This is a genomic window from Borreliella carolinensis (assembly GCF_032595855.2).
GTDB classification, from domain to species: domain Bacteria; phylum Spirochaetota; class Spirochaetia; order Borreliales; family Borreliaceae; genus Borreliella; species Borreliella carolinensis.
Map to the genome: position 1 here is coordinate 579,482 of NZ_CP132453.1, position 25,401 is coordinate 604,882.

Genomic DNA, 25,401 nt, shown 5'->3' on the forward strand with positions numbered 1-25,401 from the left:
TAATGGATAATGACAATAATGGTTTTTTTGATGTCAATGATTGTTTGGCAACCTTATTTCATAAACTTGAAGCTTTTGATGAGAGTACAAGGCATATTTATTCAAATTTAAGCAAATCAATTCCTAAATTAATAGAAAAAATTTCCAAAGATTCTAAGGATTTATCTTTTAGTATTGATTTGATTTCCAATCTTGATCTTGATAATGATGCTTCTTTGAATAATTTTATAGCTAAAATTATAGGAGCATTAGATGATTTTGTTGCTTATTTTAATTCTTCAACAACTTCTCTTGAATCTCAATTTAGCATAATACGGAGTAAGGTTAAAGATATAGAAATACTTGAAGATGTTATTGAAAGAATGAAGAAAAGCTCTCTTGATATGGAAATAATGTCTATTAATACGTTAACAGTTGCTATGAGAGCGGGTAAGGCTGGGGGAGCTTTTTCTTATATTACAAGTGAAATTAAGGTTTTAACCCAATCTATGATCAAACAGGCAGATCAACTTACAAGCAAGGGGCGCGAAGTTAAAATTGGTTTAGATAGGGCTAAAAATCAAGTATATGAAAGCAATACGGCTGAAAATAAAATTCTTGAAGAATTTAGAGATAATTTAATGAAAAAAATAGATGCTTTTTCAGATGGAATAGGAAGCGTTATTGCTCTTTATGATGATATTTTAAAAGTTTTATCACAATTTAAGTTTAAACTTGTAAATTCTATTTCTTATCTTCAGTTCCAAGACAGGTTAACTCAATCTTTGCAGCATTTAAATATTATGTATTCTAATATTGATGTTTTTAAATTTAGAGATATAAGCGAGATCCAAAAATTAAAAATTTTATCAGTTTTTACTGATACATCAAAAGCTATAGTAAGGGATGTTCTTGAAAAGCTTGAAAAAAATTATACTGTTTTTGAGAAATTTATTGACTCTTCTCTTAGTTCTATTCAAACCATTAACGATTTAAGGTCTGATAATTCTTTATACATAGATATTCCTAAAATAATAGAACAATTTTCGAGCATTTTGTCTGATCTGCTTAGAAGAATTGATGATGTTGAGAAGAATAATTCTAATTTTTTAAATTTATATTATGAACAGGTTAAACTTATAAAGTCATTAGAATTAATGTTTTCAAATATTTCAGCTATTTCTGCTAGGTTTCAAAATATTAATATAGCCTCAAAGATAGAAGTTGTCAAAAGATCAGAGCTTAAAGCTATGGAAGGTAATATTTCAGAAATGTCTAAGATTATCAAAGAAATTGACTCTAATATCACCAAGGGAATAGAATTTTTAGATCAAATAATCTTTTTTCTTGAAAAAGTTGTTAAGGATTATGACAATAGATTTTATCTTGAAAAAAATTATTTTAATAAGTTTAAAAAATTATTTATGGAAATTAAAAATGATATTCTTGATATTAAGAATATAGCTATTGATAATATTTTGTCTTATGAAGTTTTTTCAATTGAATTTATGGAAATATTTGAAGAAATGAAGTTAGAAGTCTACAATGTTAGAAATTTAAAAAATTCTCTTTTGGATATAGACAACTTTTTAAGCAATATGGAAAGCAAAATAAATTTCAATCTTAATCTAGAATTATCTAAGGTTGGAATTCAATCTATTGAGATTGAAGATAAAGAATTTGTTAATAGAATTGCTAATCGATTTACTTTATTTGTTCATAAAAAACACTTATTATCTTTGATAGAGGAAGCCAAGGATGTTCATTCCTTTGATGAGGGTAGTGTAATTTTATTTTAATTTTTATATACTTTTGGGAGGGTTTTAGGAGAAAATTAGATGAAAAAAAGAATTTTGGTTATTGACGACAATAGAGCAATAAGGCAAAGCGTTGCTTATATTTTAGAACAAAACGGTTTTGGTGTCTCAGAAGCAAAGGATGGTTTAGAAGGGGTTTTAAAGTTTAAAGAAGCAGTTGGGCAAGGAGATAAAGATTTTGACCTTGTTATTACAGATATCAACATGCCTAATTTAGACGGCATTGGCGTTATTAAGCAGATAAGGGAATTTGGCAGCTTTGTCCCTATACTTGTTCTTACCACTGAATCTGAGCAATCTAAGGTTGATGAGGGCCGTAAAGCGGGTGCTACTGGTTGGCTTGTTAAACCCTTTAATCCTGAAGCTTTAATGAAAACAATTTCAAAGATATTTTAAGTTTATATTTTCAATTAATTTGTAGACTTTGAAGTTTTATTACAATTAATATTTTAGAATAAAGATAACATATTAAAAGGGGATGTTTTATCTTTATTGTAATAATAAAATTTAATTTTATTAATCATAAGGTTTATATGTAAATTTTTATTAGTAATGCTTGGTAATTTTGAAGTTTCTAAAAGAGTAATTAAAATACCGGTAGTCGGAGTCGAACCGACACGAAGTTGCCCTCACCAGATTTTGAGTCTGGCGCGTCTACCAATTCCGCCATACCGGCATTAACTTTTATTTTACTATAACAGTGCCAAAAAAATCATTATTTTTGTTAAAAACTTTTTCTAAGTTTTCAATATTATTCCCGTTTACTATGTAAAGGGTAAGTCCAAGTTTTGAAGAGAGCTTTGTTGCTATTGGGTCAAAAGGTAAATTTAAGCCTGGATTCCATTTTTGGCCAACAATATTTTGCAATTGTTCCCAAGTTAATTTGTTAAAAGCGGTTGCGTTTTTAAATTTTTTTGGATCCTTATCATAAACTTGATTTACGTTTGTTATATTTATAATATCTTTTTTATTAAATTTTTCTGCAAATTTTACGGCAATGTAATCTGTTGAAAATCCCGATTTCCATCCGGAAGCAATTAGTATTTTCCCTTTAAAAGAAAAATTTTTTAAGGGATTGGTGACAATTTTGTCTTTACAAAGCGGATTCATTACTTTACACAGAAATTCTGCGTTTAACTTTGTTGACATTATTCCAATCTCATCAAGCTCATGAACTTTAAAATCAGGGTTGATTTTTTTATAGGCGTCTTGGTATTCTCTTGCAACTCTTCCTCCACCAACTATTAAAATGATTTTTCTTTTTTGATTTTCTAGTAGCCATTTAAAAACAAAGTTTTTAAAGTTTTTGATGAATTCTATGTTGATTTGATTTGAATTTATTACTCCTCCTCCAAGACTTATTATTTCAAGCATCCAAGCTCCTTATTTGGGTTAATGGTTTTTAAATTTTTTACTTTTAATAATATAGCAATTTCTGCTAAACTTTTCATTAAAAATAAGTTTGAAAAAATATAAACTTGTTAATTATATATTACAATTTAATTGTTATGCAAAAAATTAAAAGAATTTGTTGTTAAGTGTTTTAGCTTTGATTTTGCTTAGCAGTTTTTATTTTGGAGGATATTGTGCATAAGTATAAAGTTTCTGTTATTATTTGTTTTTTTAATTCGGCTGAAACTCTTGATGCAATGATAAAGGATGCTGTTAATCAAACATTAAAAGATAAAGAAATTATATTAATTAATGATGGTTCTTATGATGGTAGTTTAGAAATAGCAGAAAAATATGCTAATAAGTACAGCTTTATTAAAATTTTTAGTCAAAAAAATATGGGACTTTCTGCTTCTAGAGACAGGGGACTTTCTGAGGCTCAAGGGGAATATGTTATTTATTGGGATGGTGATGATTCTGTAGAGAGCACCATGCTTGAGGTTCTATATAATAGAGCAAAAGCAGATAATTCTGATATTGTTTGTTCGCAATTTTACATTTATTTTCTTGCAATAAATGTAAAAAGAAAATCTCTGCTTCCTTTCCCCAATTATCCATTAACAGGCAAAGAAGCTTTTAAAAATTTGCTTTTTACTGTTTATGCGACTTTTGGAAGGAAAAATTTTGTTGTTGGAACGTTATGGGATAAATTGATTAGACGGGAATTGATTTTAAAGAATAATATACGTCAGCAAAATGTTGTATTTGAAGACATAGTTTTTGTTATGCAAATTTTTTTAAAAGCCTCTAAAGTTTCTTTTGTAAATAATTACTTTTATACTAATTTCCAAAGAATGGGAAGCATGAGCTCTTCTATTAGTGTTTTACATAAATCTAAATTATCTCTTAATACAATGGAAACTTTATTAAAAAAAGAAGGTATTTTTAACGAATGTCAAAATTTGTATAAAAGATTTTTATTGCAATTTTATTATTTTATTTCTTTTAAGCAAATTTATATTATTAGTTGGAGTATTTCAGATAAGCTTGTTTATAGGGCTTATAAAGAAAAGCTTATTTCTGTTCTTGATGAGATTAAAGGATTGTCTGAATTTCAAGATTGTTATGAATATGCAAAAAATTTTGGATTTAATGAAATTCAAATTTTGCCTAGAATTATGCTAAAAATTTGGAATTTTAGCTCAAGACTTTATGTAAATTTTTCTATATTTATTTATAAGTTTTTCATAAAAAATTAAATTTATATTTTTAATTTAATTAGTTTTTAACTTTTAACATATTAAGGATATTAAGGAGTGTTTATGGCTATTGAGGCTGTTAATGTAAAATTTTCTTATAGGAGAAAAGAAGTTTACTCAGATTTAAATTTAAACATTGAGACGCCTCAGGTCTATTTGCTTCTTGGCAAAAATGGAGTTGGAAAAACAACCTTGCTTAAACTTATAAGTGGACTTTTGGAGCCCCTAAAAGGGAAAGTTTTATTTAACTCTTTAGCAGCTTTTCCAAGAGATCCTTTGAATTTAGTGAATTTATTTTTTATTCCTGAAGAATTTTCACTTCCTAGATTGTCTTTAGCTGAATACAGCAAAGCTTTATCTATATTTTATCCAAATTTCAATAAGGCAGATTTTAAAAAATATTTATTGGATTTTGATCTTGATATTTCTCTTGATTTATCTTCAGCGTCTTTTGGGCAGAAGAAAAAAAGTATTATTGCGTTCTCTTTGGCTACAAATGTTTCTTGTTTGTTGTTCGACGAGCCAACAAATAGTCTTGATATTGTTTCAAAAAATGTTTTTAGAAATATGCTTTCTAATTTAAAGGATAGGATCATTTTTATTACAGGTCACAATGTAAGGGATTTGACAGGAGTTGTGGACTATTTAATTATTGTTGGGGAAAAGTCAATTCTTTTCTCTAATTCAGTATCTTATATTAATAAAAATTATAAGATTAAAATCATCAGCGAATTGAATGGAAATGAATTATATTATGAAAAAAATAAGGATGGGTTTAAGGCGCTTTATTTTGAAAGTAGTAATGGAGATGAAGCTGTTGATATTGAGTTTTTCTTTTTATATGTTACTGAAAATAAAAAGGAGGGGTAATAAAAGATGTTTAGCTTAAAAAGATTTTTGAATTTATTTTATTTTGATTTTGTTTACAATAGAAAATTTTATACTTTATTAATAATTCAAATTTTAGCAATGATATTTATATCTTATTTGCTTGTTAGATTTTATTTTAATTTTTCAGCAACTGATTTTTTAAAATTTTTTGCTCCTAAAATTTTTATTTTAACCCTGATTATATCGATTTTTACCATGTGTGATTATTACAAAGTAATTCACGATCCGTTTAGAAATATTCTTTATTTATCTTTGCCCGTTTCAACTTTTGAGCATTATTTTTTCAATTTAATTAAATATTTATTTACTCTACCTTTGATTTTAATAATTATTTATTATTTAGGGGTTAATATTTTTCTATTTCTAGATAGCGCATTCTTTTTAAGAGGTGAAGGTACTTCATTCTTAGAATTAAGATATCTTTCTGATTTTATATTTTTTCGCTATTTTAATTTTTTATCTATTTTCCCAATCTTTATGTTTTTTAGAATAGCTTTTAAAACTCATCCTTTTGTTAAGGTTTTGATATTCTTTTTAGGGGTCATTGTATTATTGTTTTTTTTCACATCTTTTCTTTATTGGGGTTTTAAATATGTGCCATGTTCTTCAGATTTAATTTTTTCTTTTGATAGATTTTTAGGTGACCTATTTTTTAAAATAGTTTATAGTTTGGGATTTTTTTTATATTTAGCTTCATATTTCAAGATGGTAGAGTTTGGCAGTATTAGAAAAAAAAGCAATTTGTTTGCGATTCTTGGATTTTTAATTTTTTTGGCAATGTTTAATTATTACTATTTAATCAAAGGGTCATTATATTGTTTTGTTAATTATAATTAAAATAGTTTGAAAGATTTAAAACAATGGCTTAGAAATAGCTTTGTAGCTAAGCATTAATAATTTTTAGTTTAGTTTAATATTTTTGTTTGTTTTAATGCAATTAAGTATGTTTTATTATAACTTGTGAGTTTTTCTTAAGAGTGAACTTAATTGGATTGAAATTTAAAGGTTTAATTTTGGGGTATACATGAAAAAAAACTTAAAGATTTTAGTAATAACAGGGGGAGTGATCTCTGGAATTGGCAAAGGAGTTACATCGGCAAGTATTGCAAGGTTGTTTAGATATGATTTTAGAGTTACTCCAATTAAATGTGATGGATATTTAAATACTGATCCTGGGACTATTAATCCTGTTGAGCACGGAGAAGTTTTTGTGCTTGATGATGGAGGAGAGGTTGACATGGACTTTGGTCATTACGAGAGATTTTTAAATCTTAATGCTAAGTCTAGTTGGAACATTACAATGGGCAAAATATACAAAAAGATACTTGAAAATGAGCGAAAGGGCAAATATTTGGGAAGAACAGTTCAGCTTATTCCTCATGTTACTGATGAGATCAAGTCTACAATTTTTCAGATTGCAAGTTCTGAGAATAGCGATATGTTAATAATTGAAATTGGTGGAACCGTAGGAGATATGGAAAATATTTTATTTATTGAAACAGTAAGGCAAATAAGACAAGAGATTGGAAGTGGCAATATTTCTTTTATTCACTTAACCTATGTGCCAAGCCCGGCCGGAATTAATGAACAAAAATCTAAGCCTACTCAACAGAGTGTTAAAACCCTAAATAAAGCAGGTATTTTCCCCGATTTAATTATTGCTAGAAGCTCTCAAGTACTAACAGATCAAATCAGAAAAAAAGTGGCAATGTTTTGTAATGTTGAGAGCACTTCTATTATTGACAATGTTGATGTTTCTACTATTTATGAAATTCCTATATCTTTTTACAGACAAGGTGTACATAAGATTTTAAGCTCTAAGTTAAATATTAAGGTTGATCCAAAAATAGAAGAGCTTTCAAAGCTTGTGGGAGTTATAAAATCTAATTTTTTTGCGCCTAAAAAAATTATTAATATCGCTGTTTGTGGTAAATATGCTGAACTTGATGATTCTTATGCATCAATTAGAGAATCCTTGGTTCATGTTGCAGCTAATTTAGATTTGCTTATTAAAAGCACCATAATTGATTCTAATGATTTAAATGAAAACCGTCTAAAGGAGTTTGACGGCATTATTGTTCCTGGTGGTTTTGGAGGCAAAGGATATGAGGGGAAAATTATGGCTATTAAATATGCTCGTGAGAATAATATTCCCTTTCTTGGAATTTGTCTTGGCTTGCAGCTTGCTGTAATAGAATTTGCTCGTAATGTTTGTGGAATACTTGATGCTGATACGGAAGAAAATTTAGCAAAAGACAAACCTTTAAAAAGTCCTGTTATTCATTTACTTCCTGAGCAAAAGGGAATTAAAGATAAGGGCGCCACAATGAGGCTTGGGGGATATCCTGTAATTCTTAAAAAGAATACAATAGCTTTTAAGCTTTATGGCCAAGACCGGATAATTGAAAGATTTAGACATAGATATGAAGTTAATAATGATTATATAGATTTATTTGAAAAAAATGGACTTATAGTATCTGGATTTTCAAGTGATTTTAAAATGGCAAAATTAATAGAAATTCCTGAAAATAAATTTTTTGTGGCTTGCCAGTTTCATCCAGAACTTATTACAAGAATAGAAAATCCAGCCAAGCTTTTTATGGGGTTAATTAAAGCTTGTATTTGAGTGCCTATTTGGCTATCTAATGAGTGGTCAGGTTTTCAAAATTAATGTTTGTAATGTTCTCAAATTGCAAAATTTTGTAGCTTAAAAATAATTTAGAGAATGTGGTTAGCAATATTATTATTAAAAGGTCAAAAAAAGCATTAGCTATTGTTAAATTAAGCGGTCTTTTTTCATAGATTATATCGTTTATTACTTTGGGCAAGCTAAATGCAAGCCAAGTTATGCTAGATATTAGTATTGCAGATAATATATTGTAATTTAAGTCTGTTAAGTTTCCAAGAGAGTTGTTAGTAAGAGTTATTAAATTGTTGAATAAATTGATAAGAGCATTTACTAAAAAACTTTGCAATAAATGATTTAAAGTTAAAATAAAGATAACAATTATTTTATATTGTTTTTTTTGAGTATTTAATGTGTTGGTGCTGTAAATTATTTTTTTTAATAATATTTTTCGGTATATTATTTCTAATAATATTTTAAATAAAGTCATACTGATTATTAATATTAGATTGATATTTGAGAACATAAATTTGATTAACATAATTTCCTCTTTTATTTTAGGTAGTGATTTAATTATAATTAGTATAATAATAAAATTTTTTTATTTCTTTAATAAGATTCAGATTTTATTATATTTATATAATAGCTTTAATTTTTGGCAATTTTTATTAGGAGGATTGAATGAAGGAAGAAGACATTAGAAAAACAATTTTAATGAAAAGACTAGTTAAATATTTTTTTGATGAGCTTAAGTATAGAATGAAGATTCCTTGTCTGAGAATAAGCAATAAAGAGATGAGCACCAAGTATATACTTCTTAATCTTTTCAGAAAAATTGCAAATCTTCCTTTTAATAAGCAATATGAGATAGAAGAGCAGTTTGCTCTTGAAGTTGGTGAGAGAGTTGTGCTTACAGATGCTGTTTTGATTAAAAGAATTGATCATGAAAAATGTGTTATTGTTGGGATTGTTGAAGCAAAAACGGATCAAGTTGATCTTGATTATGAATTTAATAGATTTTTTCTTCAGGACAAAAAAACCAACGTTCTTTTTTGGCAGCCCAAAAAAGTTATTCTCAAACAAGATGATAAATTATTTAAAGCAGAATCAGACGATATTTTTAATTTTGACAATGATTTTAACTTGCCAAAAGTTAAAGCCAAATTAGAAGAGTTTATAGATATTTTTTTATGTTTTTTTTCTTACAGAGATGTTCTTTTTGAGTATAATGAGGTTAGTGGACGTTATTCTTGGGTAAAGAGAAAGTAAATTTAATTTAAAATTAGCTTTAAATTTTATTAAATGAGGAGAATGATTTGTATCTTTAGATGGTTTTATGGTTTAAGATGAAATCTTAAATTTATTTCAAAGTGGTTAATTTTTACCATTTAAATGTAAAAATATTTTTTTGTTTATTGATGTATTTGATTTGATATTGGAGTTTTAATAATATGTCAAATTAAGTACGTGTGGCTCTATTCAAAAAAAAGTTTTTATGGTAGAATCCCTTTATGAAAAAATTTTCGTTTTTAAAAAAAAAGAAACAAATTGTTGATTTAAATCTTTTAAATGATGTTAATAATGACAAAAAAGATTTAAGTACTTATGAATATAAAGTTCCTGTTAAGGAAATGCTAAAGGGATTTTATCATACCAAAGCTTCCATTTCTACTCTAAAAGTAGGATTTGAGTCATTACAAAGAATTTTGTTTTCTGGAATAGAAGATTTTGATCAGATATTTTCCGCTCTTGTTGGGATGACAAATAATGCTCGTGATCAAATAAGCGTTATTTTTAGTGATCTTGGTAAAAATAATAAGGAAAAATTAAATCAAATATCTTCTGTTATTGTTGGAATTCAGGGCAGTTTGGAAACAATAAGTAATTTCTTGGGTGCTACCAATATGATTTCTCTTAATGCAAAGCTTGAGGCTGCAAGAGCTAAAGAATATGGTAAAGGATTTTCTGTTGTTGCAGATGAGATTAAGCGGCTTTCTGATCAGGCAAAAGGTGTTATGAATATGATTTCTGTAAAGGAAATTGAAGAGGTTTCTAAAGATTTAATTTCTCATAACCTTAAAGATTTGCAGATTGATATTGATAAGTTCTTTGCTGAGATTCTTGAACAGCTTAATTATCTTGAGAACATATTCAAGCGTTTTTCAAGAAGTCAAGAGGAATTTTCTTCTTTGATTGAAAATCTTGAGAGTATAGATGCTAATATGGCTTATTATACAAGAAACTGTGATTCTTTGATTAGCTCTGATACTTTTATGCTGTCTAATGATGAATTTATAAAGGAGCTAGAATTTATTCTCTCAGAACAATTTTCTTGGATTAATAATTTGAGATTACTTGTTGAGGGACAAAGGTCAATATTCATTCAAACAGATGCTTCCAAACATGGGTTTGGATTGTTTTATAAAGGATTGTCTCCTAAGAATGATTCTATCAGGCAGTTGTGGGAAGAAGTATACATTCCCTATTTAAACATTAATAAGTTTGCAGCTGAAATTTTGATTATATTTAGGGTGAAAAATCGCAATGACAGCGGTTTAAGGCAAGCCAAAGATTTTTTGTCTCAAGCTGAAAGTTTATCTGAAGAAATTGTTAGAAAACTTGAGCACATTAAAAAGATGGTAATTGAATTGGATAATCAAGGTATTAGTATTTTTTCTTGATTATTTATTTCTTGATTATTTTGATAAGATTTGTTGCAATAATTTAAATTAGAGATTTAAAAATTATTATGGCTTTTTAAATTTTTATTTATTTGACTAAGGTTTGTTAAAAATCAAGTTTTATTTTGATAAAATAATTTTAGGTATGAGTTTTAGGGCTAGATTTATTCATCTTCATGTTCATTCAGATTATTCTCTTTTGGACGGAGCTGCAAAAATATCAGATATTATTTCAAAAGCAAAAAAATGCAATATGTCTCATATTGCATTAACTGATCATGGTAATCTTTTTGGAGCTATTAAATTTTATAAAGAAGCTAAAAAAGCAGGAATTAAGCCAATAATTGGAATTGAAGCTTATATGGCAAAAACTTCTAAGTTTTTAAAAAAACAGGATGATCTTGGAAAAATGTCTTACCATTTAATTTTGCTTGCCAAAAATGAGCTGGGTTATAAAAACTTATTAAAGCTAACAAGTATTTCTTATCTTGAGGGGTTTTATTATCGTCCAAGGATAGATAAAGAAGATCTTGAAAAATATTCAGAAGGCTTGATTTGTACTTCAGCTTGCATTGGGGGGCTTATTCCAAGACTTATTTTGGCCAATAGATTTGAAGATGCTAAGAATGAAATTCTTTGGTTTAAAAAGGTTTTTGGTAATGATTTTTATCTTGAGCTTCAAAGGCATGGCATTAAAGATCAAGACATTGTAAATGAAAGGTTGGTTGAGTATTCTAGGGAGCTTGGAGTTCCTTTAACAGTAGCCAATGATTCTCATTATGTGAACAGAGAAGATGCAGCTGCTCAAGACATCATTGTTTGTATTGGTACTGGTGCTAAGAAAAGTGATGAGAATAGATTAAAAATGGAAACCAATGAATTTTATATTAAATCTCAAGAGGAAATGTGTGAACTTTTTAATGATTTGCCTGAAGCTTTAGAAAATACTGTAAGGATTGCAGAAAAGTGTGATGATTTTAAAATAACTTTTCCAGGCCCTATTTTGCCTGATTATCAAATTCCTGTTGAATTTAATACCCTTGGTGAATATTTGGAACATCTCACTCTTGAAGGGTTGAAATTTAGATACAAAACTTTGACAAACAAAATAAAAGATAGAGCTTTTTATGAATTGAGCGTAATAATTGGAATGGGTTTTGAAGGTTATTTTTTGATTGTTTGGGATTTTATTAAATTTGCTCATGATCACGATATTCCTGTTGGAGCTGGGCGCGGTTCTGGTGCTGGTTCAATTGTAGCTTATGCTCTTAGAATTACTGATATTGATCCTTTAAAGTATAATTTACTTTTTGAGAGATTTTTAAATCCCGAGCGTATTTCTATGCCCGATTTTGATATTGATTTTTGCTTTGAAGGAAGAGATGAGATTATAAAATATGTTACCAATAAATATGGAGAAGATAAGGTAGCTCAAATAATTACTTTTGGAACTTTAAAGCCTAAGGCCGTAGTTAAGGATGTGGCTAGAGTTTTAGATATTCCATTTGCTGAATCAAATGAACTTACTAAGCTTATTCCTGATGGGCCTAAAGTTTCTTTAAAAGAGGTTTTAGATGACAATTCTTTGAAAGAATATTTTACTAGCAAATCTGTTTATAAAGAGTTAATGGATGCTGCGTTGATTCTTGAGGGAATGAATAGACATGCTTCAACTCATGCTGCAGGAATTGTAATTTCTAAAACCCCTTTAACTGACTATGTGCCCCTTTATAAGGATTATAAGCAAGGTTCTGTTTCTACTCAATACACAATGGATTTGCTTGAAGAATGTGGACTTGTTAAGATGGATTTTCTTGGTTTGAAAACATTGACGTTAATAAAAAATGCAGAAAATCTTATTAGAAGTGTAAATCCAGATTTTAAAATAAAAAATATTCCAGATAATGATGTTAAGACTTTTAAGATGCTAGGAGAAGGAAGAAGTGCATCTGTTTTTCAGTTTGAATCTGAAGGAATGCAGCAAATTCTAAAAGATGCAAAGCCCGATAGCATTGAAGATTTAATAGCCCTAAATGCTCTTTATAGGCCAGGTCCTATGCAATTTATTCCTCAATTTATTGCTGCTAAAAAAGGTGTTAAGAGAATTAAATATCCTCATCCAGATTTAAAGGAAGTTTTAAGGCCAACTTATGGGGTTATTGTTTATCAAGAACAAGTAATGGAAGTTGCAAAAATAATTGGGGGCTTTTCTCTTGGCAAAGCTGATATTTTAAGACGTGCTATGGGTAAAAAGAAAGAAGATGAGATGAATGAAATGAAAGTCGACTTTTTAAGAGGGGCTATTGAGAAAGGATATGACAAAGAAATTGCTAGTGAAATTTTTGAACTTTTAAAGCCTTTTTCGGGATATGGATTTAACAAGTCGCATGCAGCGGCGTATTCTTTAATAGCATATCAAACTGCTTATCTTAAGGCTAATTACCCTGAATATTTTATGGCTGCCAATTTGACTAATGAAATTAATAATAATGATAAACTTTCTTATTACATTGAAGAGTCAAAAGCTATAGGTATAAACGTGCTCAAACCCGATATAAATCGATCATTTAGGGAATTTCGTGTAACTGATTCTGGAATTTCTTATGGGCTTAATGGGATTAAAAATCTTGGAGGAATTGTTGTTGATTTAATAATTGATGAGAGAGAAAAAAACGGCAGATATAGTTCTTTTGAAGATTTTGTAAGACGTGTGGATGATAAAGTAATTAATAAGAAATTTTTAGAATCTGCAATAAAATCTGGGCTTTTTGATAGTTTGGATCAAAATAGAAAAACCTTGTTTGAAAATCTTGATCGTTTGATTGAAGTTGTTTCAGAAGATAAAAATAATAAAAAACTAGGTCAAAATAGCTTATTTGGTGCCCTTGAAAGTCAAGATCCAATTCGGCAAAGTTTTAATTATCAAACTTTTGAAGAATATTCTTATTCTGAGCTTTTAGGATTTGAAAAAGAGCTTTTAGGATTTTATGTGTCGGGGCATCCTTTGGATCCTTATAAAAAGGCAATTGATAGTTTTTCCAATTTAAATGTTTTAAAAGATCTTGCTGTCAAAAAAGATAGCATTGTCCAATTTTCTGGCATTTTAAATTCAGTAAAAGTTATTCAAACTAAAAGAAATAATGCCAAAATGGCTTTTGGGGTTATAGAAGATTTTAAAGGAGCAATAGATATTGTAATTTTTACCGAAAGCTATGAAAAGTATAAAAATTTTTTGCTTGAAGGTAATGTTATTGGAGTTATGGGCAGGCTTACGTTTAACAGAGATAAATTTTCAATTGTAGTTGAAAAAGTTGTAAATATTGAAAGACTTTCCGAAGATAAAATAAATAATATTCATATTAAATTTTTAAATAATAAATTAAATGACCTACAGTTACTTAATTCTTTAAAGGAAAGTATAAGTAATTTTGAAGACAATTCTGGATTTTCAAATGTTTATTTTTATTTAAGGGAAAATGGCAAAGATTTAAAATTAAAAATGAATTCGATTTTGAATTTTGTGCCAGATGAGGATAAGCTTGATAAGTTAAGAAAGTGTGTGATAGTTGAAGATGTTTGGGTTGATTAGGAGGTGCTGTATTGATTGTTTTAATAGAAATTTTAATGGTATTTTTGCAGATTTATAGGATTTTAATTTTAATTAGGATCCTTCTTAGCTGGCTTGTGTCTTCAGGGATTAATACCAATGTATTTTTCAGATTTATACATATTGTCACAGAACCATTTTTATCTTTTTTCAGAAAAATCCCTTTTTTTACATTTGGTATGTTTGATTTTTCTCCAATTGCAGCTTTAATAACTTTAACTATTTTTGAAAGAATGTTAGCTTATGGGAATTATAAGCTTTCTACATTTATTATTTTATTCATTGTTGAAGTTTGGGGGATATTTAGAAGCATTTTTATTGCTATAGTTTTCTTTTTATTGTTGAGATTGGCATTGTTGCTTTTGAATTTGTTCCAAGGCTCAGACTTTTTAAAAACAGTCGATTCATTTTTACTTCCTTTATCCACTAGGATAAGTGGTGTAATTACTGATAAGCATATGTCTTACGCTTTACGTTTGATTGTTGGGAGTGCTTTAATGGTAGCATTTATAATTATTATTGAACAAGTTGTATTTGCTATTAGAGTTTTAGGAACATATTTGCCTTTTTAGGAGATTAAAATGTTTTTACATGAGTTTGAATATGAGCTTAAAGATATAAGTGGTCTTGGTGAGAAAGGGGTTGAAAGGTTAAATAATCTGCAAATTTTTAATGTTAAAGATCTTATTGAGTTTTTTCCTGTAAAATATGAAGATCGTCAAAATATGCAAACTTTTCCGGATTTTTCTAAGATGAAAAGTTGTGATATGATGACGGTGTTTACTGTTGTGGGGCATAAAAAATTTGGGGATAGTTCTAAAAAAAATTTAAAGTTAACGGCTAGGAGTGTAAATGATGAGCCTTTTGAAATTCTGCTTTTTAATAGGGCTTTTTTAGAAAATGTCTTTAAAATAGATAAAAAATTCTATATTTATTCTAAATTTACTTATAACGATTATAGTGGTTTATGGAGTTGTTCTAATTTTGACAGTGAAGTTTACAGTGACAAGCCTGAAAGGTTTAAGAAAATTCTTCCAGTTTACTCTTTGACAGAGGGATTAACATCAAAGAAAATTTCATTATATGTAAGGGAAGCTCTTGAATATTTTTTAAAGTTTGGCCAAACAGATATTCCTAAATTTTTAATAGAAAAATATTCTTTATTGTCGTTAAGCGATGCTTTAAAAGAGATTCACTTTCCAAGTTCATTAGAAATGCTTGAAAGGGCAAAAAAAACTTTAATTTACAGAGAAATTTTCTTGCTTCAGTTTTTTTCAAGGTATAGATCTTCTAAGGTTCTTTTTCGAGAAAAAAGGAATTTATCAAAAGATTTGCTTGAAAGGGTTGTTTCAAGTTTGCCCTTTGAACTTACAGAAGATCAAAAAATTTCTGTTGATGAGATATTCTTTGACCTTAACTCTTCTAAGCCAATGAATAGATTGCTTCAAGGTGATGTTGGGAGCGGTAAAACCCTTGTTGCCCTGCTTTCGGGGCTTCCTTTAATTGAAGCGGGATATCAGGTAGCGTTTATGGCGCCCACCGATCTTTTGGCTCGTCAACATTATGATAATTTATCCAACATATTGTCGTCTTTTAACATTTCAGTAACTCTTTTGACTGGTAGTTTAAAAAAGAAAGATAAGGAACAAGCATTAGAAAATATTAGAAATGGAACTTCCGGCTTAATAGTTGGAACACATGCTATTTTTTATGAAAGTACAGAATTTAAAAGATTAGCATATGTTATTATTGACGAGCAGCATAAGTTTGGAGTTGTTCAAAGAGAAGAGCTTAAAAACAAAGGAGAAGGTGTAGATATGCTTTTAATGTCTGCAACGCCTATTCCTAGGAGTTTTGCGTTAACGCTTTTTGGTGATCTTGAAATTTCTTTTATTAAAACCTTGCCTGAAGGTCGTTTGCCTATTACTACTTATCTAGCAAAGCATGGCAATGAAGATAAAGTTTATGAGTTTTTAAGAAAAGAGCTCTTAAAAGGTCATCAGGTTTATTTTATTTATCCATTAATTTCATCTTCAGAGAAATTTGAATTAAAAGATGTTAATAATATGTGTTTAAAATTGAAGGAAGTATTTGGCGAATATGTTGTAGACATGCTTCATTCTAAGTTATCGTCCGATTTAAAAGAAGAAATTATGAAAAATTTTTATTTAAAAAAAGTAGATATTTTGGTGGCTACTAGTGTTATTGAGGTTGGAATTGATTGTCCAAATGCAACTTGTATGGTTGTAGAGCATGCTGAGCGTTTTGGACTTTCTACTTTGCACCAAATTAGAGGTCGTGTTGGTAGAAGTAATTTAAAATCTTTTTTCTTTTTACTTTATAAAGAGCCTTTGACAAGTGCTGGAAAATTTAGATTAAAAACTATAAAAGAAAATTTGGATGGATTTAAAATAGCAGAGGAAGATTTAAGATTAAGAGGGCCCGGCAATTTATTTGGACTTGAGCAAGCAGGATATTTAAAATTAAAAATAGCCAATTTTGTTGATGATAGAGATGTCATAGTATTGATCAGGGAAGAACTTGACTTATTTTTTTATGATAATTCTGTTTACGACAAGCTTGATATTGATTTGCTAGACAATCTTTTTTGTTCTTATTTGAATGTCGGAAGAAGTATTTAGCTTGTGTATTTTTCAATTAGCTCAATAAGAATTGTTTTGTTATGGTTCCAGAATTCAAGAAGCTTATGTTGTAAATTATTAAAATATTTTTTCTGAATAGAGCACGGTTTAGGTCCTATGTATAAATAGTGCCAAGGCTCTGCTTTATATCCAGTTTCTATTTCATATCCTTTTGGGTATGAAATAGAAAATCCATATTTTAGAGAATTTTCGTAAAGCCATTTTCCTTCTTTTGTGTTTAGTAAATTATCATCTATATTTATAAAATCTATTGCTGTTCCCATATGATGTTGAGAATGGCCTGGAATTGCTGATTGAGCTTCTGCAACTTTTCTTCCATAAGTTTTTACATTGTAATCAAATAAAAATTTTTGGTATTCTTGTGTTCTGTAGGCAGATTTGATTTTAATTTCAATTCCAAATTTTTTTGCATCTTTTATTAGCTGAATTAAATCTTTAATTAATATTCTTCTTACTTTAATATTTTTTGCTCCAAGATTCTCAAGATCTTTAAAATCATTAACATATACCAGATCAGGTATTTTATAATCTACAGGAATTGATATTTTTTTATTTATTAGAGTTAAGAGGTTATTTTTTTCTGCATCTACTAAAGGTTTTATTTCTTTTAAGAACTGAATAGGATTTTTTTCAATAAAATTTTTGCACTCTTTATTCATTGTCTTAGTAATATTTAGCAGTATTTTTAAATCTTTTTTTGAAATGTTGTTGGCCAACAAAGATAGGTTAATGAATAGAAATAATAAAACATAAATAGATTTCATGTTATTTAATTATAATATATTTTAGTATAATTAATAGTTAATTCTAAATATATATATCTATATATTATAGATTAGATTAAATTTAGTTAAAAGCAATAAATAAAGGAGATTTTATACAAGAGATATGATCAGAAAGTTTAAAAATTATGATCAGATAATAAAAGAGCTCTTTATTATAGCTATTCCCACAGCTTTTGAATCACTTTTATTTCAAATGGTAACTTTTTTTGATAATTTCATGATCTCCTATTTGGGCTCTTTTCACGTTACAGGAGTTTCTTTAGCAAATAGAGTAACTTTTCTTTTTTTTATTATTGTGTTTGGACTTGGTACAGCTTTAAGCGCTTACGTGTCCCAAGCAATTGCAAAAAAGAAGTTTCTTCAAATAAGACAATCTTTTGCTTATATATTATCAATTGGAACTACAATAGGAATAATTTTTTTTATATTTTCATTTCTTTTCCCCAAAAACATTATCAAACTATTTACAGCTAATCAGGATTCTTTAAATTTTGGATCAGAGTATTTAAAAATTATTTCATTGTCTTATGTTTTAATGTCATATTCTTTTTTATCGGCTATGGGGTTTAAAAGTGCTAAAGAAGTAAAAATACCTTTATATGTTACTTCTATTGTTGTTTTAATAAATATTATTTTTAATTATATTTTTATTTTTGGTTTTAGCATGGGAATAAAAGGTGCTGCATATGCTACTGTGCTTGCTAGAAGTGTTGAGTTTGTTTTTTATTTTTTGTATAGTCTGATAAACAGTAATTCATATTATAGGATTAAGTTTAGCGATTTTTTTACTTCAAAGGTAGTTACTAGAGCTAATTTAAAACTGATTATACCCGTTTTGTCTCACGAGATTTTTTGGGTTTTGAGTATAACTATTTTACATGCATTTTATGCCCGTGTTGGGAGCATTGAATACGCTTCATTTGCTATTGCATCAAATCTTTTTGACATTTGCTTTGTGTTGCTTCATGGCATGGGGCTAGCAACAGGGGTTGTTATTGGGCATTTAATGATTTATGATAAGAAACATGTCAGGTCGGTTGGATTTTTTTTATCTTTTTTGGGATTTCTTTTAGGTGTTTTTGTAGTTATTTTACTTATTGGAATATCGAGCTTTGCACCTTATATTTTTAGTAATTTAGATTCTCCCGAACTTGTTAGCGTGTTTATCTACGTTTTTGCAAGTATTGTGGTTTTTAAAGCTTTTACAGCACAAGTTCTTGTTGGGGTTTTTAGGGCTAGTGGCATACCAAATGTTTGTTTTTTTATTGAATCGGGGGTAATTGTTTTTTATACGCTTCCAATTGCTTATTTATTAGTGTTTTATACAAATTTAAGTTTGCCAATAGTGGTTTTTATTGTAAATCTGGAAGAGATCATTAAGAATATGTTTATAATAATTGAATTTTTTCACGATGATTGGATACGCGAAATTGAATATGAAGAGCTTGTTTGAGTGTGTGTGGTGGACAGCGTGATATATTTAGTGTTAATAAAAATTTTAATGATTTTAGTGAATCCAAAATTCATTCCGAATGCTGATTTAAAAGCGATTTTTTTGTTTTATTGTAGGTTCCGGTATTTGTCTTTGAAAAAATCTTGATTTTTTATTTGGAGAAGTTTATGTATTCATTAAGTGCATCAAAAAAGAATAAAATTTATAAAGATCTTTTAAAAATTGCAATTCCAACTGCTATTGAGTTTTTTTTATTTAATTTTATTTCCCTTACAGATAATGCTATGGTTGCATATCTTGGTGATTATCCTGTCGCAGGAGTTTCTCTTGCAAATAAATTTTTTGAGCTGTTTGTTACTATTGGGTTTGCTATGGTAGGGGCTTACAATATAATAGCCACAAGGCAATACAATCAGGGAGATTTTAAGAGTTTTAGGAATACATTTTTTATTAGTATATTTACTATTATTTTATTTTCTTTTCCGTTTGTATTTATTTCCAGAGTGAAGCCCCTTTTTTTACTTAGATTGATTTCTGATGATGCGCAGGCAGTTTATTATGGAGCTATATATTTAAACATAGCTATTTTTTCTTTCGTATTTGCAATTATAAAAGGGCTTGTTGCCAATGCTCTTAAGGTTGTTGAAATTGTTAAATTTCAAGTTTACATTTCTGTTTTTTCAGTTTTTTTGAATTTTATATTAAATTACATTTTTATTTTTGTTTTTAATATGGGTGTCGTTGGTGCTGCTATTGCAACAACAGTTGTTCGTGCCTTTGAGCTTATTGTTTATCTTGTTTATACAGTGTTTAACAAGAAATCAATTTTAAACCTTAAGCTTAATGATTTAAATATTAACATTAAGCTGTTTGTTCAGTTAATTAAATTTTTTATTCCAATCCTTTTAAATGATTTTATTTGGTTTTTTGGATATCTTGTTTTGACGTCAATTTTTATAGGAATTGATATTCATAGATATGCTGCTTACAGCATATCTTTTTCTGTTTATTTTATTATCTTTAATATAATTAATTCCTTTTGTATTTCTTTAAATATTATGATGGGCTATGAAATGCATAATAGTAAAAAAGAAGTCATGAAAGTTGCAATGTATTTAGGTAAAATCGGCTTAAAACTTGCTTTTTTAACATCTTTTGCATTATTTGTGTTTTCATTTTTTGCTCCTTATATTTTTTATACATTAAAATATTCGCAACTTATAGGAACTATTTTAAGGTATTCTTCTGTTTCTGCCTTTTTTATGGCTCTTGCTTTTCAGTATCTTTTTGGATTTTTTCGTGCGGGAGCATCTCCAAGTTTTGGTGCTATTATGGAAGGTTCTGTAACTTTTGTTTATACCATTCCTATTGCTTTTGTTTTAGCAAATTATACAAATTTGCCTTTTGAAATTATTGTTTTTATTCCAGCTCTTGAGGATGCAATCAAACTTGCTATTTCACTTCCTTATTTTTATAGTGAAAGGTGGATTAAATCTATTAAAACAGGCTGGTAGGTTTGATATAATCTTATTGTGCGCTTAGACGAAATTAAAAATTTAAAATTTTTAGTCATGGGGTTGGGTATTAATGGGGGAGGAGTAGCTCTTTCTAGATTTTTATTAAAGCATGGGGCAAAGTTAGTAATTACTGATCTTAAAAGTGAGGCAGAATTAGCTTTAAGTATTGATTCTTTAAGAGATTTAGATAATCAAATTAGGTATGTTTTAGGTAAGCACGATATAAACGATTTTAAAAATGCTGATATTGTTGTGAAAAATCCCAGTGTGAAACCCAATAACAAATATTTAAAGTTTGCAAAACGAGTTGAAACAGATATTAGCTTGTTTTTAATATTTAACAAGAACCCTATAATAGCAGTAACAGGTACTAAAGGTAAATCGACGCTTGTGTCTCTTTTGTATCAGGTTTTGAAAAAAAAATATCCAAGGGCAAAACTTGGAGGAAATATTGGCGTGTCTCCTTTGAGTTTTTTTGATCAACTTGATGGAAGATCCCCTGTGATTTTAGAGCTTTCTTCTTGGCAATTGCAATCTTTAGACAATTTTAATCCTATTCTTAGCATTATTACAAATGTTTATAACGATCACCAAAACTATTATTTAAATTTTGATGACTATATTATCGATAAGTCAAAAATTTTTGTAAATCAAACTTCAGGAATTGTGATTATTCAAGATAAGGCTTATTACAAATATTTTTCAAAATTTAAATCAAAAGCCAAAGTTATTTTATTTTCCGAATCCAATCCTTGTGATTTTGATCAAGATATTTTTTATTGCAGTAAAGGCAAAGTATATTTTAATGACAACTTGATTGGAAGTTTTTCTGAGTCTCAAGTTGTTTTTATGATTCCCAAGTTTATTGCTTTTTTTGCCTCGCATTATTTAAATATAGACCTTAATCATGCGTCTCAAATTTTAAATAATTTTAAAGGCATTGAGCATAGATTAGAGTTTGTTAGATTAGTTCAAGATGTAATGTTTTATAACGATACAGCTTCAACTATTCCTGAGTCTACGGTTTTATCTGTTAAAAGTTTAAAAACACATGATAACCACATTAATTTAATTGTTGGGGGAACCGATAAAGAGCTTGATTTTTCAAATTTTAGCAAGATAATAAATATTGTGAAAACTTGGATCTTAATAAAAGGTAGTGCAACTGTAAAAATTATTAAGATTTTAGAAAAAAGTAGCATACAATATTTTGTATTTGATTCTTTAAAAGATGCAGTAAATTATTCTTTCAAAATTTCAATTCCAGGTGACATTGTATTATTTTCCCCCGCTAGTGCTTCTTTTGAGCTTTTTAATAATGAGTTTGATAGGGGCTTGCAATTCAAAAATTTGGTTAATATGCTTGATTAAATTTTTTTCCTTATTACTTTGTAATAAAAGTATCTGAGCTTTTCAAGATTTGCATAAATCTTATAAATAAAATTTTTGTAAGTAAAATCATAACAGCCAATTCTGTGAATAATATTTCCTCCAAATCCCGTTTTAAATCCATAAAGACCATATAAGGGGTGTTTTTTATTTGCAATTGGGGGGATTCCTAATAAATCATATTCTTTTATTTCTAATTTTTTTAAGATTTGTATTGCTTTAAATTGCACTGCGTAATTGGGCATTAAATTTCTATATTCGTTGCTTGAAGCCCCGTAAAGATAGACTGCTTTTTCTTTGTAAATTCCAACTATTATGCCAGAAATAATTATATTGTTGTAAAATGCAATTATCAATTTTATTTGTGCATTTTTGTCTTGTTTGAATATTTTAATGAGGTTTTGTATATATTCTTCTGAATGAATAGTAAATTTATCTCTTTTACTAGTTTCTTTGTAAAGTTTGTAAAATTCATTTAAATGTTTAAATTCATCGTCCATTATTATATTTAGATTTTTTTTTGTACTGAGCTTTATGTTGTATCTTGTTTTTTTTTTCATGTTAATCAAAATATTCTCAAGGGAATTATTTAGGTTTAATATTGTTGTATTTGAAGGCTGTATGTCATCAAATGATTTTTTTAGGCATTTGATTTTAATTTTTAGTGGAAAGTATTTTTCATTTAGTGTTCTTTGATAGTAATACATTAAATCGAATCTTAAAAAGATTGTATTTTTATGTAGGTAGGGTTTTATTTTAATGCTAAATTCTTTAATGCTTTTACTGATTTTATCAATATTAATGTTTTCAAGAGTTTTGTTTGAGAATTCTGGATGTGGAATATATGCTAAATAAAAATTTTTAAACAGTCTTCTTTGCATTACAACAATTTTGCCAAGAACATCGCTCTCAAATGCTAAGGTTTTCCAATTGTTGTTTTTTGTTGTTTTTATTAATGCCCACAGCTCGCTTTGAAGATAATTTTCTTCCATTTCTTTTGTTTTTATTTTTTTAATAGTCATTAATAGCTCTTAGCAAACTGTTCCGTTTGGAATATCTTTAGACAAAATTTTGTGCTTAGAATTTTCTAATATTAAATTTATTCCGTTTATTTTAAGCTCTCCGTTTTCTGTTACTATATTGGTTTTTAAAAATTTATTTATGTCAATTTTCGGTGGGTAGGCAAGATCTTTATTTTGATCGTTTTCAAGTATTATTCTCTCTCCAGCAATAGGATTTTGAATTGAATTTTCTACAATTAGAACTTTAAAATTTTTATTTTTGTCCTCAGCAGCTATTAGCATTCCTTCTGATTTTATTCCCCTAAACTTTGCAGGCTTTAAATTATCTACTATTATTATATGTTTTCCCAAAAGCTCTTCTTCTGTATAATGCCCCTCAAGGCTGCTTACTATTTGTTTGTCCTTGTTAGTTCCGTCATCTAGTTTTAATATGAATAAGTTTTTAGCTTCGGGATTTCTTTCTATTTTATTTATTTTTACAACTCTTAATAGCACTTTTTCTCTAAATAAGTTTTCTGGCTGTTCTTTTTCTATAAGCAAATTTTCTGCTTGTTCTTTTTCTTTCATGTTTTTCTCTCCTGAATATTTTAGCTTTAAATTGTCAATTTTTTTTTGCTCTAGTTTATTGAATAATATTTCTGTGAATTCAATTTTTTTAATTCCTGATTTGGTTCCAAGAATTTTGGTTGAAAATTGATAACTGTTGCCAAAGAATTGTTGTATCTTTTTGCTTGTTTCGGGAATGAATGGCATCATTAAAATAGATAAGTCTCTGATTAGATATATTAAGTTTGAGATTAGTTCTTTTGTTTCTTGTGGAGAGCTGTCTTTTTTTTTCCATGGTTCGTTATCTTGAAATATTTTGTTTCCAAGGGATGAAATTTTAAGTATTTCTTTGAGTGCGGATTTTAGTTCTGTCTTTTTAAAAAGACTTAGTATTTTACTATATTTTGGTGTTATTTGCCTCCAAAATTTATTTTGAATTTCTATTGGCTCTATTACATCTCCAAAGAATTTTCTTTGAAATGTTAATACTCTGTTTACAAGGTTTGAAAAATTATCAATAAGCTCTGTATTTACTCTTTCCATGAGATCTTGCCACATAAATTGAAAATCAGATTTTTCAGGTCTGTTATAATAAATATAAAATCTCCAAACATCAGAAGGGATTCCTGTGGTAATAGCATCGTTTCCGAAAATTCCTGTTCCTTCTGATTTTGAAAATTTAAGATTTTCGTAATTTAAGTATTCGCTTGATGCGAGTTGATTTAATGTTGTCCAATTTTCTTCACTTCCAATTTCTATGCAAGGGAATATAATTGTATGAAACAATATATTGTCTTTCCCAATAAATTGTACAAGATTTACTTGATCATTGTTTTTCCACCAAGATTTCCAATTTTTGACAATGTTTTTGGTGATTGAAATGTATCCTATTGGAGCATCAAACCACACATAAAACACTTTATTTTCATAACCCTTTTTAGGCACAGGAATTCCCCATTTCAGGTCTCTTGTAATTGCTCTTTCTTTAAGGCCATCTCTTAAAAAAGCTTTTGTCATTTTAAGGGCATTGGTATTCCAATTCTTGCTAATATCTGGATTTTTTATCCATTTTTCAAGTTTTGTTTTTATTTTAGGAAGGTCTAAATAAAGATGATTGGTTTTTTTCAAAATAGGTGTATTTTTGCAAATTATGCATTTTGGATTTATTAGATCTATTGGATTTAAAAGCTTAGAACAGTTGTCGCACTGATCTCCTTTAGCCGTGCTTTGGCATTCTGGGCATTCTCCTATTACATATCTATCAGCTAAGAACATTGAATCTTTATTGCAAAAAAACTGTTCAGTTTCTCGCTCTTTAATATAACCGTTTTTTTCTAATTGTAGGAAAAAATTTTGTACAATGTCTTGATGGTGCTTGTTAGTCGTACGACCGAAGATATCAAATTCAATATTGAACCATTTATAAATTGATTTATGTATTTCATAATATTTATTGCAAAGTTCTAAAGGGGTAGTTTTTTCAATTAAGGCTTTGGTTTCTGTGGCCGTTCCATATTCATCTGTTCCGCAGATATAAAGAGTTTCAATCCCTGACATTTTCGAATATCTTGCAAAAGCATCAGCTGATAGTACTTGAACTAAATTTCCAAGATGAGGTATGTTATTAACATAGGGCAGAGCAGCTGTAATTAAATTCATTTTTTTCATTCAGTTTCCCCCTTTTTTAAACTATTAATATTGTAATACGGATAGGATATTTTTTTTCAATTTCTTTTATAAAATTCTCTCAAAAGTAATCCAGTTTTAACTTTTT

Annotated in this window: 19 protein-coding genes and 1 tRNA gene; 14 read left to right on the plus strand and 6 right to left on the minus strand. The window is 28.2% G+C overall.

Annotated features, from left to right (window positions below; genetic code table 11):
• Positions 1 to 2: 2 nt before the first annotated feature.
• Entirely contained in the window at positions 3 to 1,778 is a 1,776-nt protein-coding gene (locus QIA46_RS02825) for a BB0569 family chemotaxis protein (RefSeq protein WP_014023785.1), read from the plus strand.
• 39 nt (positions 1,779 to 1,817) lie between these two features.
• A complete protein-coding gene (locus QIA46_RS02830) occupies positions 1,818 to 2,192 on the plus strand; it encodes a response regulator (RefSeq protein WP_002557158.1) in 375 nt (124 codons plus the stop codon).
• Positions 2,193 to 2,388: 196 nt separating this feature from the next.
• On the opposite strand, the gene QIA46_RS02835 is transcribed toward QIA46_RS02830, so the two are convergent.
• Both QIA46_RS02835 and pyrH read right to left on the minus strand, forming a co-directional pair.
• A tRNA-Leu gene (locus QIA46_RS02835) sits at positions 2,389 to 2,472 on the minus strand.
• 8 nt (positions 2,473 to 2,480) lie between these two features.
• A complete protein-coding gene (gene pyrH, locus QIA46_RS02840) occupies positions 2,481 to 3,170 on the minus strand; it encodes a UMP kinase (protein ID WP_317268364.1) in 690 nt (229 codons plus the stop codon).
• 200 nt (positions 3,171 to 3,370) lie between these two features.
• Here pyrH and QIA46_RS02845 point away from each other — a divergent pair, with 200 nt between their 5' ends.
• The 4 genes from QIA46_RS02845 (at position 3,371) to pyrG (ending at position 7,964) form a co-directional block, all read left to right on the plus strand.
• The gene (locus QIA46_RS02845; protein ID WP_301341704.1) at positions 3,371 to 4,447 is read left to right on the plus strand and encodes a glycosyltransferase family 2 protein; all 1,077 of its coding nucleotides are present in this window, start codon (positions 3,371 to 3,373) and stop codon (positions 4,445 to 4,447) included.
• 63 nt (positions 4,448 to 4,510) lie between these two features.
• Complete coding sequence (locus QIA46_RS02850; protein ID WP_317268365.1) at positions 4,511 to 5,317, plus strand: ATP-binding cassette domain-containing protein; 807 nt, start codon at positions 4,511 to 4,513, stop codon at positions 5,315 to 5,317.
• 6 nt (positions 5,318 to 5,323) lie between these two features.
• Complete coding sequence (locus QIA46_RS02855; protein ID WP_317268366.1) at positions 5,324 to 6,175, plus strand: hypothetical protein; 852 nt, start codon at positions 5,324 to 5,326, stop codon at positions 6,173 to 6,175.
• 187 nt (positions 6,176 to 6,362) lie between these two features.
• On the plus strand, positions 6,363 to 7,964 hold the full coding sequence (gene pyrG / locus QIA46_RS02860) for a glutamine hydrolyzing CTP synthase (RefSeq protein ID WP_317268367.1): 1,602 nt from the start codon (positions 6,363 to 6,365) through the stop codon (positions 7,962 to 7,964).
• Positions 7,965 to 7,980: 16 nt separating this feature from the next.
• On the opposite strand, the gene QIA46_RS02865 is transcribed toward pyrG, so the two are convergent.
• Complete coding sequence (locus tag QIA46_RS02865) at positions 7,981 to 8,505, minus strand: DUF1761 domain-containing protein (protein WP_317268368.1); 525 nt, start codon at positions 8,503 to 8,505, stop codon at positions 7,981 to 7,983.
• A 140-nt stretch (positions 8,506 to 8,645) separates the two neighbouring features.
• On the opposite strand from QIA46_RS02865, the gene QIA46_RS02870 reads away from it, so the two are divergent.
• The 5 genes from QIA46_RS02870 to recG all read left to right on the plus strand — a co-directional run bounded on the left by QIA46_RS02870 (position 8,646) and on the right by recG (position 16,894).
• Entirely contained in the window at positions 8,646 to 9,233 is a 588-nt protein-coding gene (locus QIA46_RS02870) for a hypothetical protein (RefSeq protein WP_231011738.1), read from the plus strand.
• Positions 9,234 to 9,475: 242 nt separating this feature from the next.
• Positions 9,476 to 10,645, plus strand: coding sequence for a methyl-accepting chemotaxis protein (locus tag QIA46_RS02875; protein WP_317268369.1), 1,170 nt, complete (start codon positions 9,476 to 9,478; stop codon positions 10,643 to 10,645).
• A gap of 103 nt (positions 10,646 to 10,748) precedes the next feature.
• Entirely contained in the window at positions 10,749 to 14,234 is a 3,486-nt protein-coding gene (gene dnaE / locus QIA46_RS02880) for a DNA polymerase III subunit alpha (RefSeq protein WP_317268370.1), read from the plus strand.
• Between the two features lie 11 nt (positions 14,235 to 14,245).
• Positions 14,246 to 14,824: a YggT family protein gene (locus tag QIA46_RS02885; RefSeq protein WP_014023795.1), complete on the plus strand. Its 579-nt coding sequence runs from the start codon at positions 14,246 to 14,248 to the stop codon at positions 14,822 to 14,824.
• A gap of 9 nt (positions 14,825 to 14,833) precedes the next feature.
• On the plus strand, positions 14,834 to 16,894 hold the full coding sequence (gene recG, locus QIA46_RS02890; RefSeq protein ID WP_317268371.1) for an ATP-dependent DNA helicase RecG: 2,061 nt from the start codon (positions 14,834 to 14,836) through the stop codon (positions 16,892 to 16,894).
• Here the strand turns inward: recG and QIA46_RS02895 are convergent.
• Positions 16,891 to 17,679 carry a M15 family metallopeptidase gene (locus QIA46_RS02895; RefSeq protein WP_317260340.1) on the minus strand — a complete coding sequence of 263 codons (789 nt, stop codon included), beginning with the start codon at positions 17,677 to 17,679 and terminating at the stop codon, positions 16,891 to 16,893. The two genes, recG and QIA46_RS02895, sit on opposite strands and share 4 nt — an antisense overlap.
• A gap of 124 nt (positions 17,680 to 17,803) precedes the next feature.
• Here QIA46_RS02895 and QIA46_RS02900 point away from each other — a divergent pair, with 124 nt between their 5' ends.
• The 3 genes from QIA46_RS02900 to murD all read left to right on the plus strand — a co-directional run bounded on the left by QIA46_RS02900 (position 17,804) and on the right by murD (position 22,041).
• A complete protein-coding gene (locus QIA46_RS02900) occupies positions 17,804 to 19,153 on the plus strand; it encodes an MATE family efflux transporter (RefSeq protein WP_316256278.1) in 1,350 nt (449 codons plus the stop codon).
• Between the two features lie 167 nt (positions 19,154 to 19,320).
• A complete protein-coding gene (locus tag QIA46_RS02905; RefSeq protein ID WP_316256279.1) occupies positions 19,321 to 20,667 on the plus strand; it encodes an MATE family efflux transporter in 1,347 nt (448 codons plus the stop codon).
• A gap of 18 nt (positions 20,668 to 20,685) precedes the next feature.
• Positions 20,686 to 22,041, plus strand: coding sequence for a UDP-N-acetylmuramoyl-L-alanine--D-glutamate ligase (murD, locus tag QIA46_RS02910; protein WP_317268372.1), 1,356 nt, complete (start codon positions 20,686 to 20,688; stop codon positions 22,039 to 22,041).
• Here murD and QIA46_RS02915 read toward each other — a convergent pair.
• Complete coding sequence (locus tag QIA46_RS02915) at positions 22,038 to 23,081, minus strand: lipid II:glycine glycyltransferase FemX (protein WP_317268373.1); 1,044 nt, start codon at positions 23,079 to 23,081, stop codon at positions 22,038 to 22,040. The two genes, murD and QIA46_RS02915, sit on opposite strands and share 4 nt — an antisense overlap.
• 9 nt (positions 23,082 to 23,090) lie before the next feature.
• On the minus strand, positions 23,091 to 25,295 hold the full coding sequence (metG, locus tag QIA46_RS02920) for a methionine--tRNA ligase (RefSeq protein WP_317268374.1): 2,205 nt from the start codon (positions 25,293 to 25,295) through the stop codon (positions 23,091 to 23,093).
• Positions 25,296 to 25,401: the final 106 nt, after the last annotated feature.

Bases quoted from the DNA above. Each gene is read 5' to 3' on its own strand.
- QIA46_RS02850 (WP_317268365.1), top strand. From the start codon at position 4,511: ATGGCTATTGAGGCTGTTAATGTAAAATTTTCTTATAGGAGAAAAGAA.
- recG (WP_317268371.1), top strand. From the start codon at position 14,834: ATGTTTTTACATGAGTTTGAATATGAGCTTAAAGATATAAGTGGTCTT.
- QIA46_RS02875 (WP_317268369.1), top strand. From the start codon at position 9,476: ATGAAAAAATTTTCGTTTTTAAAAAAAAAGAAACAAATTGTTGATTTA.
- QIA46_RS02865 (WP_317268368.1), bottom strand. From the start codon at position 8,505: ATGTTAATCAAATTTATGTTCTCAAATATCAATCTAATATTAATAATC.
- pyrG (WP_317268367.1), top strand. From the start codon at position 6,363: ATGAAAAAAAACTTAAAGATTTTAGTAATAACAGGGGGAGTGATCTCT.
- QIA46_RS02855 (WP_317268366.1), top strand. From the start codon at position 5,324: ATGTTTAGCTTAAAAAGATTTTTGAATTTATTTTATTTTGATTTTGTT.
- pyrH (WP_317268364.1), bottom strand. From the start codon at position 3,170: ATGCTTGAAATAATAAGTCTTGGAGGAGGAGTAATAAATTCAAATCAA.
- QIA46_RS02895 (WP_317260340.1), bottom strand. From the start codon at position 17,679: ATGAAATCTATTTATGTTTTATTATTTCTATTCATTAACCTATCTTTG.
- metG (WP_317268374.1), bottom strand. From the start codon at position 25,295: ATGAAAAAAATGAATTTAATTACAGCTGCTCTGCCCTATGTTAATAAC.
- QIA46_RS02915 (WP_317268373.1), bottom strand. From the start codon at position 23,081: ATGACTATTAAAAAAATAAAAACAAAAGAAATGGAAGAAAATTATCTT.
- QIA46_RS02905 (WP_316256279.1), top strand. From the start codon at position 19,321: ATGTATTCATTAAGTGCATCAAAAAAGAATAAAATTTATAAAGATCTT.
- QIA46_RS02870 (WP_231011738.1), top strand. From the start codon at position 8,646: ATGAAGGAAGAAGACATTAGAAAAACAATTTTAATGAAAAGACTAGTT.
- QIA46_RS02830 (WP_002557158.1), top strand. From the start codon at position 1,818: ATGAAAAAAAGAATTTTGGTTATTGACGACAATAGAGCAATAAGGCAA.
- QIA46_RS02900 (WP_316256278.1), top strand. From the start codon at position 17,804: ATGATCAGAAAGTTTAAAAATTATGATCAGATAATAAAAGAGCTCTTT.
- QIA46_RS02825 (WP_014023785.1), top strand. From the start codon at position 3: ATGGATAATGACAATAATGGTTTTTTTGATGTCAATGATTGTTTGGCA.